Annotated in this window: 17 protein-coding genes; 7 read left to right on the plus strand and 10 right to left on the minus strand. The window is 60.6% G+C overall.

What is annotated here, in order from left to right; genetic code table 11:
• Window positions 1-38: 38 nt before the first annotated feature.
• Both cydB and EQV97_RS20135 read right to left on the minus strand, forming a co-directional pair.
• Window positions 39-1,046 carry a cytochrome d ubiquinol oxidase subunit II gene (gene cydB, locus EQV97_RS20130; RefSeq protein WP_122838979.1) on the minus strand — a complete coding sequence of 336 codons (1,008 nt, stop codon included), beginning with the start codon at window positions 1,044-1,046 and terminating at the stop codon, window positions 39-41.
• 3 nt (window positions 1,047-1,049) lie between these two features.
• On the minus strand, window positions 1,050-2,483 hold the full coding sequence (locus EQV97_RS20135; protein ID WP_122838978.1) for a cytochrome ubiquinol oxidase subunit I: 1,434 nt from the start codon (window positions 2,481-2,483) through the stop codon (window positions 1,050-1,052).
• A gap of 484 nt (window positions 2,484-2,967) precedes the next feature.
• Here EQV97_RS20135 and EQV97_RS20140 point away from each other — a divergent pair, with 484 nt between their 5' ends.
• The gene (locus EQV97_RS20140; RefSeq protein WP_122838977.1) at window positions 2,968-4,206 is read left to right on the plus strand and encodes an MFS transporter; all 1,239 of its coding nucleotides are present in this window, start codon (window positions 2,968-2,970) and stop codon (window positions 4,204-4,206) included.
• On the opposite strand, the gene EQV97_RS20145 is transcribed toward EQV97_RS20140, so the two are convergent.
• From EQV97_RS20145 to EQV97_RS20165, 5 genes are all read right to left on the minus strand, one after another.
• Complete coding sequence (locus tag EQV97_RS20145; protein ID WP_240889623.1) at window positions 4,203-6,404, minus strand: xanthine dehydrogenase family protein molybdopterin-binding subunit; 2,202 nt, start codon at window positions 6,402-6,404, stop codon at window positions 4,203-4,205. The genes EQV97_RS20140 and EQV97_RS20145 overlap by 4 nt on opposite strands.
• Window positions 6,404-7,390, minus strand: a complete 987-nt coding sequence (locus EQV97_RS20150) for a xanthine dehydrogenase family protein subunit M (protein ID WP_122838975.1) — start codon at window positions 7,388-7,390, stop codon at window positions 6,404-6,406. The genes EQV97_RS20145 and EQV97_RS20150 overlap by 1 nt, the downstream gene beginning before the upstream one ends.
• The gene (locus EQV97_RS20155) at window positions 7,387-7,920 is read right to left on the minus strand and encodes a (2Fe-2S)-binding protein (protein WP_201148931.1); all 534 of its coding nucleotides are present in this window, start codon (window positions 7,918-7,920) and stop codon (window positions 7,387-7,389) included. The genes EQV97_RS20150 and EQV97_RS20155 overlap by 4 nt, the downstream gene beginning before the upstream one ends.
• A 106-nt stretch (window positions 7,921-8,026) precedes the next feature.
• Window positions 8,027-8,578 carry a DJ-1 family glyoxalase III gene (locus EQV97_RS20160; protein ID WP_122838973.1) on the minus strand — a complete coding sequence of 184 codons (552 nt, stop codon included), beginning with the start codon at window positions 8,576-8,578 and terminating at the stop codon, window positions 8,027-8,029.
• A 66-nt stretch (window positions 8,579-8,644) separates the two neighbouring features.
• On the minus strand, window positions 8,645-9,091 hold the full coding sequence (locus EQV97_RS20165) for a DUF4879 domain-containing protein (protein WP_122838972.1): 447 nt from the start codon (window positions 9,089-9,091) through the stop codon (window positions 8,645-8,647).
• Between the two features lie 223 nt (window positions 9,092-9,314).
• On the opposite strand from EQV97_RS20165, the gene EQV97_RS20170 reads away from it, so the two are divergent.
• The 5 genes from EQV97_RS20170 to EQV97_RS20190 all read left to right on the plus strand — a co-directional run bounded on the left by EQV97_RS20170 (window position 9,315) and on the right by EQV97_RS20190 (window position 14,150).
• Window positions 9,315-10,610 (plus strand): NCS2 family permease, encoded by a 1,296-nt coding sequence (locus EQV97_RS20170; RefSeq protein WP_045062040.1) that lies wholly within the window; start codon window positions 9,315-9,317, stop codon window positions 10,608-10,610.
• Window positions 10,607-11,686, plus strand: a complete 1,080-nt coding sequence (gene trmA / locus EQV97_RS20175) for a tRNA (uridine(54)-C5)-methyltransferase TrmA (RefSeq protein ID WP_240889625.1) — start codon at window positions 10,607-10,609, stop codon at window positions 11,684-11,686. Before EQV97_RS20170 ends, trmA begins: the two co-directional genes overlap by 4 nt.
• Window positions 11,687-11,804: 118 nt before the next feature.
• Entirely contained in the window at window positions 11,805-12,716 is a 912-nt protein-coding gene (locus EQV97_RS20180) for a LysR family transcriptional regulator (protein ID WP_045062043.1), read from the plus strand.
• Window positions 12,717-12,849: 133 nt separating this feature from the next.
• The gene (gene aroQ, locus EQV97_RS20185; RefSeq protein ID WP_240889627.1) at window positions 12,850-13,290 is read left to right on the plus strand and encodes a type II 3-dehydroquinate dehydratase; all 441 of its coding nucleotides are present in this window, start codon (window positions 12,850-12,852) and stop codon (window positions 13,288-13,290) included.
• 5 nt (window positions 13,291-13,295) lie between these two features.
• Complete coding sequence (locus EQV97_RS20190; protein ID WP_225569616.1) at window positions 13,296-14,150, plus strand: shikimate dehydrogenase; 855 nt, start codon at window positions 13,296-13,298, stop codon at window positions 14,148-14,150.
• A gap of 49 nt (window positions 14,151-14,199) precedes the next feature.
• Here EQV97_RS20190 and EQV97_RS20195 read toward each other — a convergent pair whose 3' ends face one another.
• Together EQV97_RS20195 and quiC are read right to left on the minus strand one after the other, a co-directional pair.
• A complete protein-coding gene (locus EQV97_RS20195) occupies window positions 14,200-14,877 on the minus strand; it encodes a TetR family transcriptional regulator (protein ID WP_122838967.1) in 678 nt (225 codons plus the stop codon).
• A 101-nt stretch (window positions 14,878-14,978) separates the two neighbouring features.
• Entirely contained in the window at window positions 14,979-16,880 is a 1,902-nt protein-coding gene (gene quiC / locus EQV97_RS20200) for a 3-dehydroshikimate dehydratase QuiC (protein ID WP_122838966.1), read from the minus strand.
• Window positions 16,881-17,296: 416 nt separating this feature from the next.
• On the opposite strand from quiC, the gene EQV97_RS20205 reads away from it, so the two are divergent.
• Window positions 17,297-18,598: an MFS transporter gene (locus EQV97_RS20205; protein WP_225569618.1), complete on the plus strand. Its 1,302-nt coding sequence runs from the start codon at window positions 17,297-17,299 to the stop codon at window positions 18,596-18,598.
• A 42-nt stretch (window positions 18,599-18,640) separates the two neighbouring features.
• On the opposite strand, the gene EQV97_RS20210 is transcribed toward EQV97_RS20205, so the two are convergent.
• Window positions 18,641-19,525: a DMT family transporter gene (locus tag EQV97_RS20210; RefSeq protein WP_122838964.1), complete on the minus strand. Its 885-nt coding sequence runs from the start codon at window positions 19,523-19,525 to the stop codon at window positions 18,641-18,643.
• Window positions 19,526-19,602 lie beyond the last annotated feature (77 nt).

Genomic DNA, 19,602 nt, shown 5'->3' on the forward strand with positions numbered 1-19,602 from the left:
CTGTGCATCAAGCTCTGCAGTAGTCTTTGCAACTGCTGCTAGTGATAGCCATCCTCGTGGGTGACCTTGCCGCGGAACACGTAATAGCTCCAGAAGGTGTACCCCAGGATGAACGGGATAATGAACAGCGTACCCACCAGCATGAAGCCCTGGCTCTGCGGCGGTGCGGCAGCGTCCCAGATCGAGATCGACGGTGGCACGATGTTCGGCCACAGGCTGATCCCAAGACCGCTGTAGCCCAGGAAAATCAGGACCAGCGTCAGCAGGAAGGGCATGTAGTTGGCATTGCGCGCCACGGCACGAATCAGTCCGTACATCGTCACCAGTACCAGGATCGGCACCGGCAGGAACCAGAACAGGTTTGGCAACGTGAACCAGCGCGAGGCAATTTCCGGATGCGCCAGCGGCGTCCAGATACTGACGATACCGATCACCGCCAGCAGCACGAAAGCCAAGGGGCGCGCAAGGTTATGCATCTGCTCCTGCAACTTGCCTTCGGTCTTCATGATCAGCCAGGTGCAACCGAGCAACGCATAAGCCACGACCAGTGCGGCGCCACAGAAAAGGGTGAACGGAGTCAGCCAGTCCAGCGAGCCACCGGCGAATTGCCGGTTAACCACCGGTAACCCGTCAATGAACGCGCCGAGTGCCACCCCCTGGAAGAATGTGGCCGCCACCGAACCGCCGATGAACGCCTTGTCCCACAGGTGGCGCTTGTCATCCTTGGCCTTGAAGCGAAACTCGAACGCCACGCCGCGGAAGATCAGGCCGATCAACATGAACATCAGCGGCAGGTACAGCGCCGACAACACCACTGAGTACGCCAGCGGAAAGGCGCCGAACAAGGCGGCCCCGCCCAGGACCAGCCATGTTTCGTTGCCGTCCCAGACCGGTGCAACGGTGTTCATCATGACATCGCGGTCGGTCTTGCCCGGGATAAAGGGGAAGAGAATGCCGATTCCCAGGTCAAACCCGTCCATGACCACGTACATCATGATGCCGAAGATGATGATCACGGCCCAGATCAGCGGAAGATCAATACCCATGACTCAAATCTCCTTGGTCAGGCTGTGGTCGTTGTCGGCACTGTCGTCAGCTGCCGACAGCGGACGTGCCGGGGTGCGCTGCTTGCCAGGACCACCGTCATTGGTTTCCTTGCCTTCGTCGATCTTCGGCCCTTTGCGCACCAGGCGCATCATGTAGCCAAGGCCGGCACCGAACAGGGCGAAATACACCACGACGAACATGATCAGGGTAATGCTCATCTGCATGAAACTGTGGTTTGAGGAAGCATCCGCCGTGCGCATCAATCCGTAGACCACCCAAGGCTGGCGGCCGATTTCCGTGGTGAACCATCCTGCAAGGATCGCGACCAGACCCGAAGGCCCCATCCACAGTGCCAAATAGAGGAACGGACGCGAGGTGTACAGCCTGTCGCGCTTGCGCAGCCACAGGCTCCACAAACCGGTGAAGATCATCAGGAAACCCAGGCCAACCATGATCCGGAACGACCAGAACACGATGGTTGAATTGGGCCGGTCTTCAGGCGGAAAATCCTTGAGCGCCGGGACCTGTTTGTCCAGCGAATGGGTGAGGATCAGGCTGCCCAGATACGGAATCTCGACCGCATATTTGGTTTTTTCAGCTTTCATGTCCGGCCAGCCGAACAGGATCAGCGGGGTCGGCTCATCGCCATGGTTTTCCCAGTGACCTTCAATTGCCGCAATTTTCGCCGGCTGGTGCTTGAGCGTATTCAGGCCATGGAAATCGCCGATCACGGCCTGGATGGGCGCAACGATCAACGCCATCCACATGGCCATCGACAGCATGGTGCGAATGGCCGGGTTGTCCTTGCCCCGCAGCAAGTGCCAGGCAGCCGAGGAACCTACGAAAAACGCCGTCGCGACGAACGCTGCCGTTGCCATGTGCATCAGGCGGTACGGGAAAGACGGGTTGAAGATGACCGCAAACCAGTCAGTGGGAATCACCTGGCCGTTGATGATTTCAAAGCCCTGGGGGGTCTGCATCCAGCTGTTGGATGCGAGGATCCAGAATGTTGAGATCAGCGTGCCGATGGCCACCATCACCGTTGAAAAGAAGTGCAGGTTGCGTCCGACCTTGTTCCAGCCGAACAGCATGACCCCGAGGAAGCCGGCTTCCAGAAAGAACGCGGTGAGCACTTCGTACGTCAGCAACGGGCCCGTCACGGCACCGGCGAAGTCCGAGAAACGACTCCAGTTGGTGCCGAACTGATAAGCCATGACCAGCCCGGAGACCACGCCCATACCGAAGTTGACGGCAAAGATCTTCGACCAGAAGTGGTACAGATCGCGGTAAGTGTCGTTTTTGGTTTTCAGCCACAAGCCTTCAAGCACCGCCAGGTAACTCGCCAGGCCGATGGTGATGGCCGGGAACAGGATGTGGAATGAAATGGTGAACGCGAACTGAATTCGGGCGAGATCAAGCGCCTCCAAACCGAACATAAGTCTTCCTCTGTCAGGTAATTCCGGCTGAAGGCCTGCGGCCTGCACCCACTGCCCCCACGGATATGGAGTGTGGCGAATTCAAATTCGTTCTTTTTTTACCTGCATCACACGTAGGGAGTCTGGCCAATTGGCCGCCGGATCATCTCCACGAAAGGTTTTGATCTGGATCAAGCATGATTGAAAGAGTAGTCCCATTTTTGCAGGTAACCGGTGTGGTCTTTTGCCGCGTGACAGGTTGCCTCACGGGCATGGCAATCTGCCGTAACACATTCGTGTGTGGGAGTGAGCCTGCTCGCGATAGCGGTTAGCCAGGGCACTTTGTCTTCTACTGACACACAGTCATCGCGAGCAGGCTCGCCCCCACATGAATGGGACTGCCTGAGGGATTGGTGTCTAGCTAACTAATTTTTCCGGGCCTGCAACTTCTGGTTACAGGTTGGTGGTAGTCTCGACGTTATCCCCGTTCAAGATCCGCCGCCATATGCCCAGCCAACCGCCCTTGCTGCTACGTCACCATCGCCCGTTCATCGCGTTCTGGCTGGCCCGGATCTTCACCGCCAGCGGCTTCCAGATGCTGACCGTGGCCATCGGCTGGAATCTCTACCAGCTCACCGGCAACGTACTTGACCTCGGCCTCGTGGGCCTGGTGGAGTTTGCCCCGCGAGTGCTGTTTATGTTGCACACCGGGCACGTCGCCGATCGCTACGACCGACGCAAGGTGGCCGCAATCTGTCAGTCGTTGCAGGCGATGATCGCCCTGGCGCTGGCGATCAGCAGTGCGACCGGGCATGTCACCCGGGAAATGATCTTCATCCTGGCGTTCCTGCTGGGCGCCGCCCGCTCCTTCGAGATGCCCACGACCCAGGCGCTGCTGCCAAGCATCGTGCCCAGCGCGCTGTTTCCCCGCGCGGTGGCCGCCGCCCAGTCGGCACAGCAATCGGCAACCATCGTCGCTCCCGCGCTGGGGGGCTTGCTGTATGCGTTCGGCAGCGTCTGGGTCTATGGCCCCACGGTCGTCCTGTACATCATTGCCTGCGCCCTGATGCTCAACCTGCCGGCCCGGCAGACTCCACTGAACAAGGGCAAGGCGACCCTCGACTCGTTGTTGGCGGGTATTCGTTTCATTCGCAGTCGACCGGACATCCTCGGGGCGATTTCCCTGGATCTGTTTGCCGTGCTGCTTGGAGGTGCGACCGCCCTGCTACCGGTATTTGCCAAGGACATCCTGCTGACCGGGCCCTGGGGCCTGGGCCTGTTGCGCTCTGCGCCGGCGGTCGGCGCGCTGCTGATGTCGCTGTGGCTCGCACGGTTTTCCGTGGATCGCCAGGTTGGCCGGGTGATGTTTACGGCGGTGGGCGTGTTTGGCGTCGCCACCATAGCCTTCGGCCTGTCGACGTCATTCTGGTTTTCCCTGGCTGTACTGGTGGTGCTCGGCGCAGCGGACATGATCAGCATGGTCATCCGCGCGTCCTTCGTACAGCTTGAAACCCCTGACGAAATGCGGGGCCGGGTGAGCGCCGTGAACGGATTGTTCATCGGCGCTTCGAATCAGTTGGGCGAGTTCGAATCCGGCCTCACCGCTCACTGGTTCGGCACCGTTCCCGCCGTGGTCATGGGCGGAATCGGCACGCTGGTGGTGACCGGGGTCTGGATCAAACTGTTCCCGACCCTGGCCAACCGCGACCGCATGCATGTACCGGCGCAAGAGGCCAGGGTTTAGAGCAGCTTGTCGAGGGTGATGGGAAAGTCCCGCACCCTTTTGCCCGTGGCATGGTAAATCGCGTTGGCCACCGCTGCCGCGACACCCACAATGCCGATTTCCCCCACGCCCTTGGAACCCAGGGCATTGACGATCTCGTCGTGCTCTTCAACGAACAGTACTTCGATGTCACCGATGTCGGCATTCACCGGAATGTGGTATTCGGCGAGGCTGTGGTTCATGTGCCGACCCAGTGCATGATCAGTCTGGGTTTCCTCGTGCAGCGCCATGCCGATCCCCCAGACCACGCCGCCGAGGATCTGGCTGCGGGCCATTTTCGGGTTCACCACCCGGCCGGCGGCGATGGCACTGACCACGCGATTGACCTTCACGGTACCCAGGTCTTCATCGACCAGTACTTCGACGAACACCGCCGAATGCGTGGCCGTGGCGTACGCTTCGCGCTTCTTGTCCGGCTCGGCATCCACCTGGACCTCCAGAGTCGCTTCGCCGCTGCTGCGCACCAGCTCGGCCAGGGACGTGTGCGAGTCCCCATAACGCAACTGCCCGGCTTCGAACACGGCCTGTTCCGAAGTGACGGCAGCGAATGCCGGATGGGTCTGCCGGGCAACCGCCAGCAGTTTTTCCTGCAGTGCAGCGCACGCCTGCTGGACCGCTGTGCCGACCGAGGACACGGTAAAGGAGCCGCCCTGCAGTGGCGCGGTGGGCAATGACGAGTCACCGAGTACAAAGGTGACGTCCTGCACCGCCACACCTGAGGCCTGGGCGGCGATTTGGGTCATGACGGTGTAGGTCCCGGTGCCGATGTCAGTGGTTGCGCTGCTGACAGTCAGCTTGCCGTTCTGGTCGATACTGGCCTTGGCGCTGGCTTTCTGTTGCATGGCTTCCCAGACACCCCCAGCCATGCCCCAGCCGACCAGTTGCCGATCGTGACGCATGCTGCGCGGTTCGGGGTTGCGCTGGTTCCAGCCGAAGCGTTCGGCACCCTGCTCGTAGCAGGCCCGTAGCTCCTTGCTCGAGTACGGCTTATCTTCGTTCTGGTTGCGCTCTGCATAGTTGATCAACCGCAGCTGTACCGGGTCGATCGCCAGCGCGCAGGCCAGCTCGTCCATGGCGCACTCCAGGCCGATCAAGCCGAGTGCCGCGCCTGGGGCGCGCATGTCCAGCGGCGTGAAGACATCCAGTGGCACCAGCTGGTAAGTCAGCTGCACGTTGTCGCAGTGATAAAGCATGCCGCTCCACTCCACTACGTGCTCGGTGAAGTCTTCAAAGCGCGAGGTCTGGCCGATCGCCGTGTGCCCGACTGCCAGCAAACGGCCGTTAGCCGCAGCACCCAGTTGCAGGCGCTGCAAGGTGCGAGGCCGGTAGCCAAAGGTGAACATCTGCTGGCGTGTCAGGGTCACGCGTACCGAACGCTTGAGTTTGAGCGCGGCCATCACAGCCAGTGGCAATTGGTATTGCGGACGCAAGCCGGAACCGAAGGCACCACCGACAAAGGCGGCGAAAATCCGCACCTGCTCTTTGTCCAGGCCAAAGACTTTTTGTACATAGGACTGACAGTTCTGCGGCCCCTGGGTCTTGTCGTGAATGTGCAGGGTGCCATCGGCCTGATAGAGCACGGTACTGGCGTGCGGCTCCATCGGGTTGTGATGCTCTATCGGCGTGCTGTAGTGCAGGTCGAGACTCAGAGCCGCACCGGCGAACTCCGCCTGGAAATTCCCGCGGGGCTTGGGCAACTCGGCGGGCGCAGGATGAGCTTCACCCTGCATCGACAGCAGATCGGTTTGATGGCCCGCGCTTTCATATTCGATCCGCACCAGCGAACCGGCATGTCGCGCCAGCTCCAGATTGTCGGCTATCACCAGCGCGAGCGGCTGGCCGCTGTAAAGGATTTGATCGTTGTAGAGCGGACGAAACGGTGAACCTTCAGCAGAGTCCGCGTCCTCATAATCTTTGTCATAGCTGGCTATTTGCGGGCGGTTCGTATGATCGATCACGGCAACGACGCCGGGCAATGCCAGGGCTGCCGAGGCATCAATCGTCAGCACGCGCCCGCAAGCGACAGGGCTCGAGACCACGCTGCCATGCAGCAGGCCCTGCTCGGGAAACTCCCCGGCATACCGCGCCTGGCCGGTGACCTTGAGGTGGCCATCGACACGATCCAGCGGCTGGCCCATCGGTTGAGTGAAAGTATTCATCAGGCTTGCCCTCCCAGCGCGGCGTCGCTCAGCGCACGGACAATCGCCCGACGCGCCAGTTTGACTTTGAAAGCGTTGTGCTCAAGCGGCTCGGCGTTTCGCAGCAGCGTATCGGCGGCAGCGGTGAAGGTTTCGCGGCTGACGGTCTTGCCCACCAGGGCGTTTTCCACTGACTTGTCGCGCCACGGCTTGTGCGCCACGCCGCCCAGCACCAGGCGTGCCTGACGAATGACCGGCCCGTCCAGCTCCAGCGCAGCGGCCACCGAAACCAGGGCGAAAGCATAGGAGGCGCGATCGCGAATCTTGAGGTAATGGCTGCAGTCGGCGAATCCGGTGGCAGGCAGTTCAATGCTCGTGATCAATTCATCGTCGGCCAGTTGATTGTCGCGCTCGGGCGCATCACCTGGCAGGCGGTGGAAGTCGGCAAATTCGATCGTGCGCGGCCCGCCACGACCCTGCACATGCACCACGGCTTCCAGTGCCGCCAATGCCACGCACATATCCGACGGGTGAGTAGCGACGCACTGGGCACTGGCACCGAAGATCGCATGGATACGGTTCAACCCGTCCCGCGCCGGACAGCCGCTGCCGGGGTCGCGCTTGTTGCATGGCACGCTGGCGTCGTAGAAGTAATAACAGCGCGTGCGCTGCAGCAGGTTGCCACCCGTGCTGGCCATGTTGCGCAACTGCGGCGATGCGCCGGCCAGTATCGCCTGGGACAACAGCGGGTAACGTTGTTCGATCAACGGGTGCCAGGCCAGGTCGGCATTGCTGACCAGCGCGCCAATCATCAGCCCGCCTCCAGCAGTTTCGCGCACTTCGCGCAGTGGCAGGCCGGTGATGTCGATCAGGTGCTCGGGACGAGTGACGTTTTCCTTCATCAGGTCCAGCAGGTTGGTGCCGCCGGCAATGAAGCGGGATGCGGGACCGGCCAGATGCACCGCGTCCTGCACCGATTCAGGCTTGCTGTACTGAAAGGGATTCATTGGCCACCCCCTTGCCCGGCGTTGGCGCGGCAGGCAGGAAGCGCCTCTTCGATGGCATCGCGAATATTACTGTAGGCACCGCAGCGGCACAGGTTGCCGCTCATCAACTCCTTGATGTCTGCCTGGCTGTTGGCCCGTCCTTCGTTGGCCAGCCCGACGGCAGAGCAGATCTGCCCTGGCGTGCAATACCCGCACTGGAAGGCATCGTGCTTGATGAACGCCTGTTGCATCGGATGCAACTGTTCACCCTCGGCAAGGCCTTCGATAGTGGTCAACTCGGCACCGTCGCACATCACCGCCAACGTCAGGCAGGCATTCACCCGCTTGCCGTTGAGCAACACGGTGCAGGCACCGCATTGGCCGTGGTCACAGCCTTTCTTCGTGCCGATCAGGTCCAGCTGTTCCCGCAGCAGATCCAGCAAGGTGGTCCAGGGCAGGACCTCAAGCTGACGCGCCCGGCCATTGAGCGTCAAACCCAGTGGATGGCGGGCATATGACGCTGGCGTGGCGTCGTCATTGGTTGCGCTCATGTACACCTCACGATTGGTCGTCTAGTCGCGGCGTTTTGGCAAACCGCCGTCATAAGGGGTACGACTTCGCGTGGCGAACAGCGTTCAAGGGGATTGATCCGCGGTGTCAGACCAGCAATTGTGCCGCCACCGCCGTGCGTATGGCCTTGCCACAGAGCTGTTCCACCAGGGCCAGGGCAAATGCCAGCGCCGCGCTCGACCCCTGGGCGGTGATGCAGTTACCGTCGACCACCACCGGCTGATCGACAAAATTGCAGCCCGACAATTGATGGCTGGCTGAGGGCAGGCAAGTCATACGGCGCTGACGCAACACCCCCGCGTTTTGCAGCGCCAGCGCCGGAGACTCGGCAATCGCGGCGAACAGGCGACCGGCGGCCGCCTGATCCTTGATCAGTTGTTGCAGGGGTTGATGGGCTGCCAGATGCTGCGCGCCCACCGCACCGCCGGGCAGTGCGATGAGGTCGAAGGGTTGCGCGAGCAAATCCACCAGCATGGCATCGGCGGTCAAGCGGGTACCACGGGCACAGGTCAACATGCGCCGGCCTTCGATACTGGCCACTACCACTTCCACCTTGGCGCGGCGCAGTACATCGACCAACGTCACTGCTTGCAGATCATCGATGCCCTCGGCGAGGGTAATCAGGGCTCTAAAGGTCATGGGCGACATCCACTGAATGATCTTTAGAGCGTAGTCAGCTTTCGCGCCTGTTGTCTGGGCGGGCGGTTACTTGATGTAAAGCTGCGTCGCCAGCGTATTGCCCGGCGCGTTGATTGAGGTATTGCTGAAGGTGAACGTTCCCTCCTGCTTGCCCGCCAGATCGAAGACGTAGAGGTAGCCGACGGTTTTCCTGCCGACGGTGCATTCTGTCAGGTTGCCGTTATCAAAGGCACAGACCGGCGTACGGGTACCGTTGAGATCGAACCCGTCCAGACCGACCCGCGCCGCGCGTCCGTAGCCGACTTCCAGCACATACACCTTGATGCCCGGCCCGCTGTGATTACAGCGGGTCTGTTCCTGGCCAGGCGTGATGTCTTCAAAGCCACAGGCCGGCGACTCGACCTTGACCACTTTGACCTGGCTCAGCGCCGGTGCCGATGCAGCCCACACCGCCTGCCCCCCCGCCAAAGAGGCGATGACCATCGCAAATACCCCAACCAGACGCCTGTTCATGCATGTCCCATGTTGCCCCGAATGCCAGCACGCAGTATGGCGCACTTGGCCTGAACGCAAAACATCGACGACGATCGCAGCCATAAGCAGCCACAGCCCCACGCTGCTGGTATGATGCGCGGCTTTTTCCGACCCACAGAAAATTAACGGCCCCTTTCACGGTCTGTGCTTTGCTGTTGAGGTCGATACATTCACGGCGCCCGGCGCGCCACGGGGAGCAGACATGCTGGAAAGGCTGTTTCAACTCAAGGCACACAACACCAACGTGCGGACCGAGATTCTTGCGGGCATCACGACCTTCCTGGCCATGGCCTACATCCTGTTCGTCAACCCGAGCATTCTCGGCGAGACCGGCATGGACAAGGGCGCGGTGTTCGTCGCGACCTGCCTGGCAGCAGCCATCGGCTCCACCGTGATGGGCCTGATCGCCAACTACCCGATCGCACTGGCACCAGGCATGGGCCTGAATGCCTTCTTCACCTACACCGTCGTGCTGCACATGGGCCACACCTGGCAAGTGGCGTTGGGCGCGGTATTCATCTCGGCAGTGCTGTTCTTCCTGCTGTCGATCTTTCGCATCCGCGAATGGATCATCAACAGCATCCCGTTGCCACTGCGTTCGGCTATTGCAGCCGGCATCGGCCTGTTCCTGGCGTTGATTGCCCTGCATAACGCCGGCATCGTGGTCAGCAACCCGGCGACCATGGTCGGCCTTGGCGACCTGAAGCAGCCGGCACCGATTCTCGCGACCCTGGGCTTTGCCCTGATCGTCGCCCTCGAAGCCCTGAAAATCCGTGGTGCGGTGCTGATCGGTATCCTGGTGGTCACCATCGCCTCCATTGCCCTGGGGTTCACGCCCTTTGGTGGCGTGATGTCGATGCCGCCATCCCTGGCGCCAACCTTCCTGCAACTGGATATCAAAGGCGCGCTGGACATCGGTCTGGTCAGCGTTATTTTCGCCTTCCTGTTCGTCGATCTGTTCGACAACTCCGGCACCCTGATCGGCGTCGCCAAGCGCGCCGGCCTGATGGGCAAGGACGGCCACATGCCGAAGATGGGCCGTGCGCTCATCGCCGACAGCACCGCGGCCATGGCCGGTTCGCTGCTGGGCACCTCGACGACCACCAGCTACATCGAATCCGCAGCCGGTGTGAGTGCTGGTGGCCGTACTGGCCTGACGGCCGTGGTGGTGGCGATCCTGTTCCTGCTGGCGCTGTTCTTCTCGCCACTGGCCGCCAGCGTTCCGGCGTTCGCAACCGCTCCGGCACTGCTGTTCGTCGCAGTCCTGATGACTTCCGGCCTGGCCGAAATAGACTGGGACGACATCACCGTAGCGGCACCGGTCGTGGTGACTACCCTGGCCATGCCGTTCACTTATTCCATCGCCAACGGCATCGCCTTCGGTTTCATCTCCTGGACCGCGATCAAGTTGCTGTCCGGCCGCGCCCGTGAGCTCAATCCGGCGCTGGTGATTCTGTCGATTCTGTTCGTGATCAAGTTGGGTTGGTTCAACGCATGACTTTTGATTCCCAGGCCTACGCCGCTCAGCTCGAAGACAAGGTCACACGCCTGCGTGAGCTGCTGGCCCCGTTCGATGCACCCGAACCGACGGTGTTCGACTCGCCGCTGCAAAACTTCCGGCTGCGTGCCGAATTTCGCTTGTGGCGCGAAGGTGGCGAACGTCATTACGCCATGTTCTCCCCGGAAGACAAACGCACGCCGATCCTGATCGAAGCCTTTCCAATCGCCAGCCTGCGGATCAATCAACTGATGCCGCAACTCAAGGCCGCCTGGCAAGCCAGCGCGCCCTTGAGTAACAAGTTGTTCCAGGTGGAGTTTTTGACCACCCTGGCCGGCGACGCAATGGTCACCCTGTGTTACCACCGTCCGCTGGACGAGCACTGGCACGTTGCTGCGTCGAAGTTGGCAGCCGACCTGAATGTCAGTGTGATTGGCCGCTCAAAGGGTAAGCGCGAAGTTATCGGTCGCGACTACGTGGTGGAGAAGCTCGAAGTGGGCGGTCGCACCTTCAGCTACCGCCAGCCCGAAGGCGCATTCACCCAGCCCAACGGCACCGTGAACCAGAAGATGCTCAACTGGGCGTATGAATCCCTGGGCGATCGCCCGGACGATTTGCTCGAGCTGTATTGCGGCAACGGCAACTTCACCCTGCCGCTCGCAACCCGCGTGCGCAAGGCACTGGCGACCGAAATCAGCAAGTCTTCAGTCAATGCAGCCCTGAGCAATCTCAGCGAAAATGCGGTGGATAACGTCACCCTGGTGCGCCTGTCTGCCGAAGAGCTGACCGAAGCCTTGAACGAAGTGCGGCCATTCCGTCGCCTGCAAGGCATTGACCTCAAGAGTTACGAATTTGGCAGCGTCTTCGTCGACCCGCCGCGCGCCGGCATGGACCCGGACACCTGCGAACTGACCCGGCGTTTCGACAACATTCTGTACATTTCCTGCAACCCGGAAACCCTGGCAGCCAACATCGCCCAGTTGCATGACACGCACCGCATCACCCGTTGCGCAATGTTCGACCAGTTCCCATGGACCCATCACATGGAATCCGGCGTCATGCTGACCCGGCGCTGAGTTCAACAGCCAACATCAAAACAAGCCGTCATTGTGACGGCTTTTTTGTGCCAGTCCTTTTACCTCCCTGCATGATCGGTACAGAATCAGCTTCACTTGATCCACGGTGTAATCAACCATGCAGCGACTCTTCGACGATCTTCAGTTGGGCAGCATTGAGCTGTTTTGCCTGGCTGCCGAGGCTGGCAGTTTTACCGCGGCGGCGCTGGTGGCGGGGGTCACGCCGGCGGCGGTGAGTCGCTCGGTGTCCCGCATGGAAGAGCGCCTTGGGGTGCGGCTGTTCGCGCGTACCACCCGCAGCGTCAAGCTCACCGACAGCGGCCGGCGTTATTACGAAGAATGTCGCCAGGCGCTGGCACAGTTGGTGGAGGCGCAGCGCGAGGTCATGGGCCAGCAGCAGCAACCTTCAGGCACCTTGCGCATCAGCATTCCCACCACGTATGGCCATCACCGCATCCTGCCGTTACTGCCAGCCTTCAGGGCGCGCTTTCCCGATGTGAAGGTGCAAGTGCACATCAGTAACCGCAATATCGATTTCGTTGGCGAAGGTTATGACATGGCGATTCGCGTGCGGGCCATCCCGGACTCCGGCCTGATCGCCCGACCACTTGAAGATGCCGCCCTGGTGATGATTGCCAGCCCCGACTACCTCAAGCAGGCGGGCGTGCCGCAGACCCTGGACGACCTGTCACGGCACGAATGCATTCAGTACGAATTACCCAGCAGCGGCCGGCGCATTGCCTGGTTGTTCAATGACGGTGGCACGCCTGTCGAGCTTCTGGCCCAAGGCAATCTCAGTTGCTCCGACGACGTGCTGGGCGGCGTGACCCTGGCAAAGCACGGCGCGGGGTTGTTTCAGACTTATCGCTTTATCGTTGAAAAGGAGTTGGCCGACGGTTCGCTGGTGGAAGTGCTCAAACCCTACGGTGGACGTTCAAGGCCGTTTACCCTGCTCTATCCCCAGAGTCGCCATGTACCACTGCGGCTGCGGGCGTTCATCGATTTCCTGGTGGAGCAGCTGCCGCGATGAAAAATCGTCCGATCACCGCACACAAATGCTGACGGGCGCACCTCGTCAATTGACCAAATTAACCAACTAGTACATTTTATCTCCACAGGCTGAGACCATCGGCCAACGCCAACAATAATAAGTGGAGATACCCATGGACCCTATTGTCCTGGTGCTTAACGGCCCAAACCTGAATCTGCTCGGCACCCGCGAACCGGCCAACTATGGCCATGAAACCCTGGCGGACATTTCCGCGCTGTGCGGTCGCGCCGCAGAAGAATTCGGACTGCGCGTGGAATTCCGCCAGACCAATCATGAAGGTGAATTGCTGGACTGGATTCACGCCGCCCGCGGGCGCTGCGCAGGCATCGTGATCAATCCGGCAGCCTGGACCCATACCTCGGTCGCGATCCGTGATGCCCTGGTAGCCAGTGAATTGCCAGTGATCGAGGTTCATCTGTCCAACGTTCATGCCCGTGAACCCTTTCGTCACCACTCGTTCGTCTCTGCGGTGGCCATGGCGGTGATGGCCGGTTTCGGCAGCCATGGTTATCGCCTGGCACTGGACCACTTTCGCCAGCAGTTGAAAGGGTGAGCACCATGGACCCGCATAACGTGGTACTGGCCGGCCTGATCGGCGCTGGCATCCAGGCGTCGCGCACCCCGGCGCTGCACGAACACGAGGGCGATGCCCAAGGCTTGCGCTACCTCTATCGCCTGATCGATCTCGACCAGTTGCAACTCGACAGCGGCGCCCTGCCCGACTTGCTGCTGGCCGCCGAGCGCATGAACTTCACGGGGCTAAACATCACCTTCCCCTGCAAGCAAACCATCATTCCCCTGCTTGACGAACTGTCGCCGGAAGCCCGGGGAATTGGCGCGGTAAATACAGTGGTGCTGAAGGAAGGTAAACGCATCGGCCATAACACCGACTGCCTGGGATTTGCCGAAGGTTTTCGCCGCGGCTTGCCGGGCGTTGGCGTGGCACGCGTGGTGCAGATGGGTGCTGGCGGAGCCGGTGCGGCGGTGGCCCACGCGCTGCTGAGCGAAGGCACACAGCTGCTGAGCATTTTTGATGTGGAGATCCGTCGCGCCCAAGCCCTGGCAGATAATCTCAACCAGCATTTCGGTGCTGGCCGCGCGGTTGCCGGGCAAGATTTACCTGGCGCACTGGCCGTGGCCGACGGCCTGGTGAACACCACGCCCATGGGCATGAAAAAACTGCCGGGCACGCCGGTGCCGGTGGAATTGCTGCGCCGGGAATTGTGGGTGGCGGAGATCGTGTACTTCCCGCTGGAGACTGAACTGCTGCGCCAGGCCCGCGCCCTGGGATGCCGGACCCTGGACGGCGGCAACATGGCGGTGTTTCAGGCGGTGAAGGCGTTTGAGCTGTTCAGTGGCGTGGCGCCCGATGCGCAGCGGATGCTGGCGCATTTCCAGGGGATGGTCGGGTAAACACAGAAAAATCAGATCGCAGCGTTCGGCAGGGGCTGCGATCCTGGGTTCATGCCTTGAGGTAGCGCAGGACCGACTCGCAGATCATTTCCCGATGGCGCTGCTTGATGCCTTCATCCGGCAGGTCGATCTGGAAAATCTCGCCAAAGGTATGGCGGTTCGACACTCGGTAGAAGCAGAACGAACTCATCAGCAGATGCACGTCCAGCGGGTCGAGACCCGCACGGAACACCCCCTCCTCGGCACCACGACGCAGAATGACGCCCAGTGAATCGAGCACCGTGGTGTTCATGGTCTTGATCGCATCGGAGCGCTTCACGTATTCGGCGTTGTGAATGTTCTCGATGCACACGATGCGCACGAAATCGACGTTGCGGTCATGGTGGTCGAACGTGAACTCCACCAGGCGTCGGATCGCTTCCACCGGGGGCAGTTCGGTCAGGTGCAGGCGGTTTTCAGTGGTGCGGATGTCGCCGTACAACTTTTCCAGCACCTCGACGTAGAGCTGTTCCTTACTGCCGAAGTAGTAGTAGATCATGCGCTTGGAGGTGTGGATGCGCTCGGCGATCGCATCGACCCGCGCACCGGAAAGCCCCTGCTGCACGAACTCGACAATGGCCTCTTGAAGAATGTTCTCGCGGGTCTTTTCCGGGTTGTTCTTGCGGCTCTTGCGCGGCTCGGCAAGGGATTTGTCAGGCGCTGCGGAGAGTTCTGAAATTATTGTCATCGCGGGCTCACGGCCATCACTGCACAGGCGGCGATTATGGGCCGCGCCGCACGGCGAAGGAAGCCGCGCGGCATGGGTTTGCACAGGAGCTTACCAATTTCCTACAACTTTGCCTGACGCACGGCCCCGCTTCGAGACTTGGCCATGGCCGCCAAGCGCACGGCGACGTTGGCCGCGCCGTATCCGGCATAGCCGTTTTTGCGCTGGATGATTTCGAAGAAAAATCGCCCTTCAAACGGCTCGGTGTAAACATGAAACAGCTCGCCACCCTGGGCATCACGGTCGTACAGCACGTTGAAGTACGCCAGTTCGCTGAGGAATTCGTCGTCGAAATCGAAGCGCGCAGCCAGGTCGTCGTAATAGTTGAGCGGAATATCCAGCAGCGGCACTCCGGCCTCTTTTGCACGACTGACCTCAGCAAAAATATCATCGCAGTCAAACGCGATGTGATGCACACCGGAACCGCGATAACTCGACAACGCGTGGGAGATCGCGGTGTTGCGGTTCTCGGAGATATTGAGCGGCAGACGGATCGAGCTGTCGCGGCTGCGCAATGCCCGGCTTTTCACCAGGCCATAAGGATCGGGCAGCACCACTTCGTCGTCCGCTTCAAAATCCAGCAGGCTCTTGTAGAACAGCACCCAGCTGTCGAGGCTGTCAGCCGGCAGCGCCATGGCCATATGGTCGATTCGCTTGAGCCCGCCGCTCGCCTGGGCGACCGGTTGCAGGTTGAAGTCGGTGCCATAGACGTCGGCATGCTGGTCGACCAGATAGATCAGGCTGCCATCCGGCGCGCGCACTGCGGCCAGTTCAAGCTCGTTGGGGCCTACCAGCCCACGATAGGGCTGGCCCTTGTAGGCGACCGCGCGAGCCAGGGCACTGCCGCTGTCTTTCACCCGCACGGCGGTGGCGCACAGCGAAGGACCGTGGGCTTCAAAAAAACTGTGGGCGAAGGAGTAAGGCTCGGAGTTGAGGATCAGGTTGATGTCGCCTTGACGCAACAGGCTCACGCTCTTGGAGCGATGCTGCCCGGCCTTGACGAAGCCCAGCCGCTCCAGCCAATGGGAAAGCTTGGCGCCAAGGCTTTCGTCAACGGCGAATTCGAGAAATTCGATGCCGTTGTACTCGCTGGCCTTGGGCGTTTCGAACAGAATTTCAGGGCTGGCCACCGGCTTGGCCTCCTGCGCGAGGCGCTCGCGGGTTTTCTCCTCAAGATACAGCAGCGAGCGCAGGCCATCGGCGGCGTTGGCCCGAGGTGGCGCGGCGCGGAAGCCGTCGTTGAAAATCTCCAGCGAGAGTGGCCCGGTGTAACCGCTCTTGATGATCGGTGCGAGGAAGCCGGGAAGATCGAATTCACCCTGGCCTGGGAAGCAACGGAAGTGCCGGCTCCATTCCAGCACATCCATGGCCAGGATCGGCGCGTCGGCCATCTGCACAAAGAAGATCTTGTCGCCGGGAATCTCGGCGATCGCCGCGGGGTCACCCTTGAGTGACAAGGTGTGGAAGCTGTCGAGCAGCACGCCGAGACTCGGATGATCGGCCTGACGCACAATGTTCCAGACCTGCTGCCAGGTGTTGACGTGCCGTCCCCAGGCGAGCGCTTCGTAGCCGATGCGCAGGCCTCGGGCACCTGCGCGCTCGGCCAGCAGGCGTAAGTCGTCGACCAGAATCTGTTCATCCCCCAGGGAGTCGGCCGAGGCGTTGCTGCACACCAGCACCAGGTCGGTACCCAGCTCCTGCATCAGGTCGAATTTGCGCTCGGCCCGCTCCAGGTTGCGCGGCAGGCGGTCGCGGCGGCATCCTTCGAAGTCGCGAAAAGGCTGGAACAGTGTGATGGCGATGCCGAGATCGGCACACATCTGTTTAATTTCCCGCGGACTGCCGTCGTAGTAGAGAAGGTCGTTCTCGAAAATCTCCACCCCGTCAAAGCCGGCGGCGGCAATGGCTTCGAGTTTTTCCGGCAGGGTACCGCTCAAGGAAACGGTGGCAATGGAACGCTGCATCTTTCGACTCCCGGTGGTGGAGATCTTATTGGGGGTATTGCATGCTCCCAGCGTAGGAGCTGTCGATTGACACGAGGCTGCGATGTTTTGATCTTGCGATCAAAACAAAGTCAAAACATCGCAGCCTCGTTTCACTCGGCAGCTCCTACAGGGGGACCGCATTTTCTGTTGGGGGAATTATTAGGCTGGCAGTCTCGCACAGCAATTCAAAGTGTACTATCCGGTTAGTTTTATGTGCGATTATCGAACAAAATGCCGCTTGGCGAATTGACGATTTTTCGTCCACTGCCCACCATCAACTCCACATTGGGTGCGGTCACAGGTCGGCCCGATGAACATAGATTCAAAACACCACATAAAAATAATCGGTGGCTTAAATGACTCCTTCTCAAAGCTCTTCCGTGGAGCGTTCCTCCATGATTCCTGCCACCGGTGGCATTGGCGACAAAGTTCGAGGCGCCATGGCAGTCGGCAAGACCCGTTGGGGCATGCTGGCACTGGTGTTTTTCGCTACAACGCTGAACTATATCGACCGCGCCGCGCTGGGCGTCATGCAGCCGATCCTGGCCAAGGAGATGAGCTGGACGGCGATGGATTACGCCAACATCAACTTCTGGTTCCAGGTCGGCTACGCCATCGGCTTTGTCCTGCAGGGCCGGTTGATTGATCGGGTCGGCGTAAAGCGGGTGTTTTTCTGCGCCGTCCTGTTGTGGAGCCTGGCGACCGGCGCGCATGGCCTGGCGACTTCGGCGGTCGGTTTCATGGTCTGCCGGTTCATCCTCGGGCTAACCGAAGCGGCCAACTATCCGGCCTGCGTCAAGACCACCCGGCTGTGGTTCCCCGCCGGCGAACGCGCCGTGGCCACCGGGATCTTCAATGCCGGGACCAACGTCGGCGCGATGTTCACCCCAATGCTGCTGCCGCTGATTCTGCACGTATGGGGCTGGCAGGCCGCATTCCTGTGCATGTCGGCACTGGGCGGGATCTGGCTGTTGTTCTGGGGTTTGAAGTACTTCAACCCGGAAGATCACCCAAGCGTCAGACAATCGGAACTGGACTACATCCAGCAGGAGGTCGAGCCGGAACAAACCCGCGTGCCTTTCTCGAAAATCCTGCGCATGCGCGGCACGTGGGCCTTCGCCCTCGCTTACTCGATGACCGCGCCGGTGTTCTGGTTCTACCTGTACTGGCTGCCGCCGTTCCTTAACCAGCAATACAACCTGGGGATCAACGTGACCCAGATGGGCATCCCGCTGATCATCATCTATGTGACGGCTGACTTCGGCAGCGTCGGCGGCGGGATCCTGTCTTCGTTCCTGATTGGCCGCGGGATCAATCCGATCAAGGCGCGACTGATGTCCATGTTCCTGTTTGCCTGCTGCATCGTCGGCGTGGTCATGGCGGCAGGTTCCAGCAGTTTGTGGGTTGCCGTAGCCGCGATCTCGCTGGCCATCGGCGCGCACCAGGCCTGGACGGCGAATATCTGGAGCCTGGTGATGGACTACACGCCCAAGCACATGATGAGTACCGTGTTCGGTTTCGGCGGCATGTGCGCCGCGATTGGCGGGATGTTCATGACCCAGCTGGTCGGCCATATCCTGACCATCACCAATAACAACTACACCGTACTGTTCACCATGATTCCGGCGATGTACTTCATCGCGCTGATCTGGATGTACTTCATGGCGCCGCGCAAGATCCCTTCCGTTATCGACTGAAATCTCCTGCGGCAGGCCTGATTCCAGGCCTGCCCACGCTCTCTAGCGGCGACTCTGCTGCCACACCGCTGCCAACCCGCTGCAACAGATCACCGCAATCCCGATGATCGTGGTCAGGGTCGGCGTGTGGGAGAACAGCAGCCAGCCCAGCAACCCGGCGAAGACGATCTGGCAATAACCGAAAGGCGCCAGCAACGCCGGGGCCGCGTAGCGGAATGCCTGGGTCAGGAACAAGTGCGCAGTCATCCCGCAAGCCCCCAGCGCCACCATGAGCAACCCATGACCCAGGGTCGGTACCTGCCAGAAAAACGGTACCAGCGCGCTCATCACCAGTGTGTTGCACAAACCGGCGAAGAAGTTGCTGGTGGTCGGGCTGTCGATCTCGCTGAGCTTGCGGGTCAACAACTGGTAAAAACAGAAAAACAGCGCCGAGCACAAGGGCAGCAGCACCGCCGGCGTGAACAGCTCACCACCCGGGTGAACGATGATCAACACGCCGATGAATCCGCAAATCACCGCGATCCACTGGCCGCGGGTCACGTGCTCGCGCAGCAGTGGCACCGACAGAGCCGTGACCAGCACCGGGGCCAGAAAGTTGACTGCCGTAGCTTCCGCCAGGGGGATGTACTGCAGGCCGGTGGTAAAAAACAGACTGGTGCCGAGCAGGCACAAGGCCCTGACCAGCTGCAGCAGCGGGCGTTTGGTACGCAGCACGCGCAAGCCCGACTGCGGCAGGAAGATCCCCGCCATCAGCAAGGTGTGCACCACATAACGGGCCCACACCACCATGACGATTGGATAGAACCCCGACAGGTATTTTGACAACGCGTCGTGACTGGAAAACAGGAAGGTCGCGACAACGATCAGCAAGATGCCCTTGAAGGGTTGGTTGACGCCGGAGAGCGGAGTGCTGATACGTGACGTCAAGGCGATGCTCTCTGAAAGGAATAACAAGCCAACGGATCAATATTTTAGAACGTTGTTCCATTTTTTCAAACCAACAA

The sequence above is a fragment of the Pseudomonas sp. TMW22090 genome, assembly GCF_022496665.1.
Lineage (GTDB): Bacteria > Pseudomonadota > Gammaproteobacteria > Pseudomonadales > Pseudomonadaceae > Aquipseudomonas > Aquipseudomonas gregormendelii.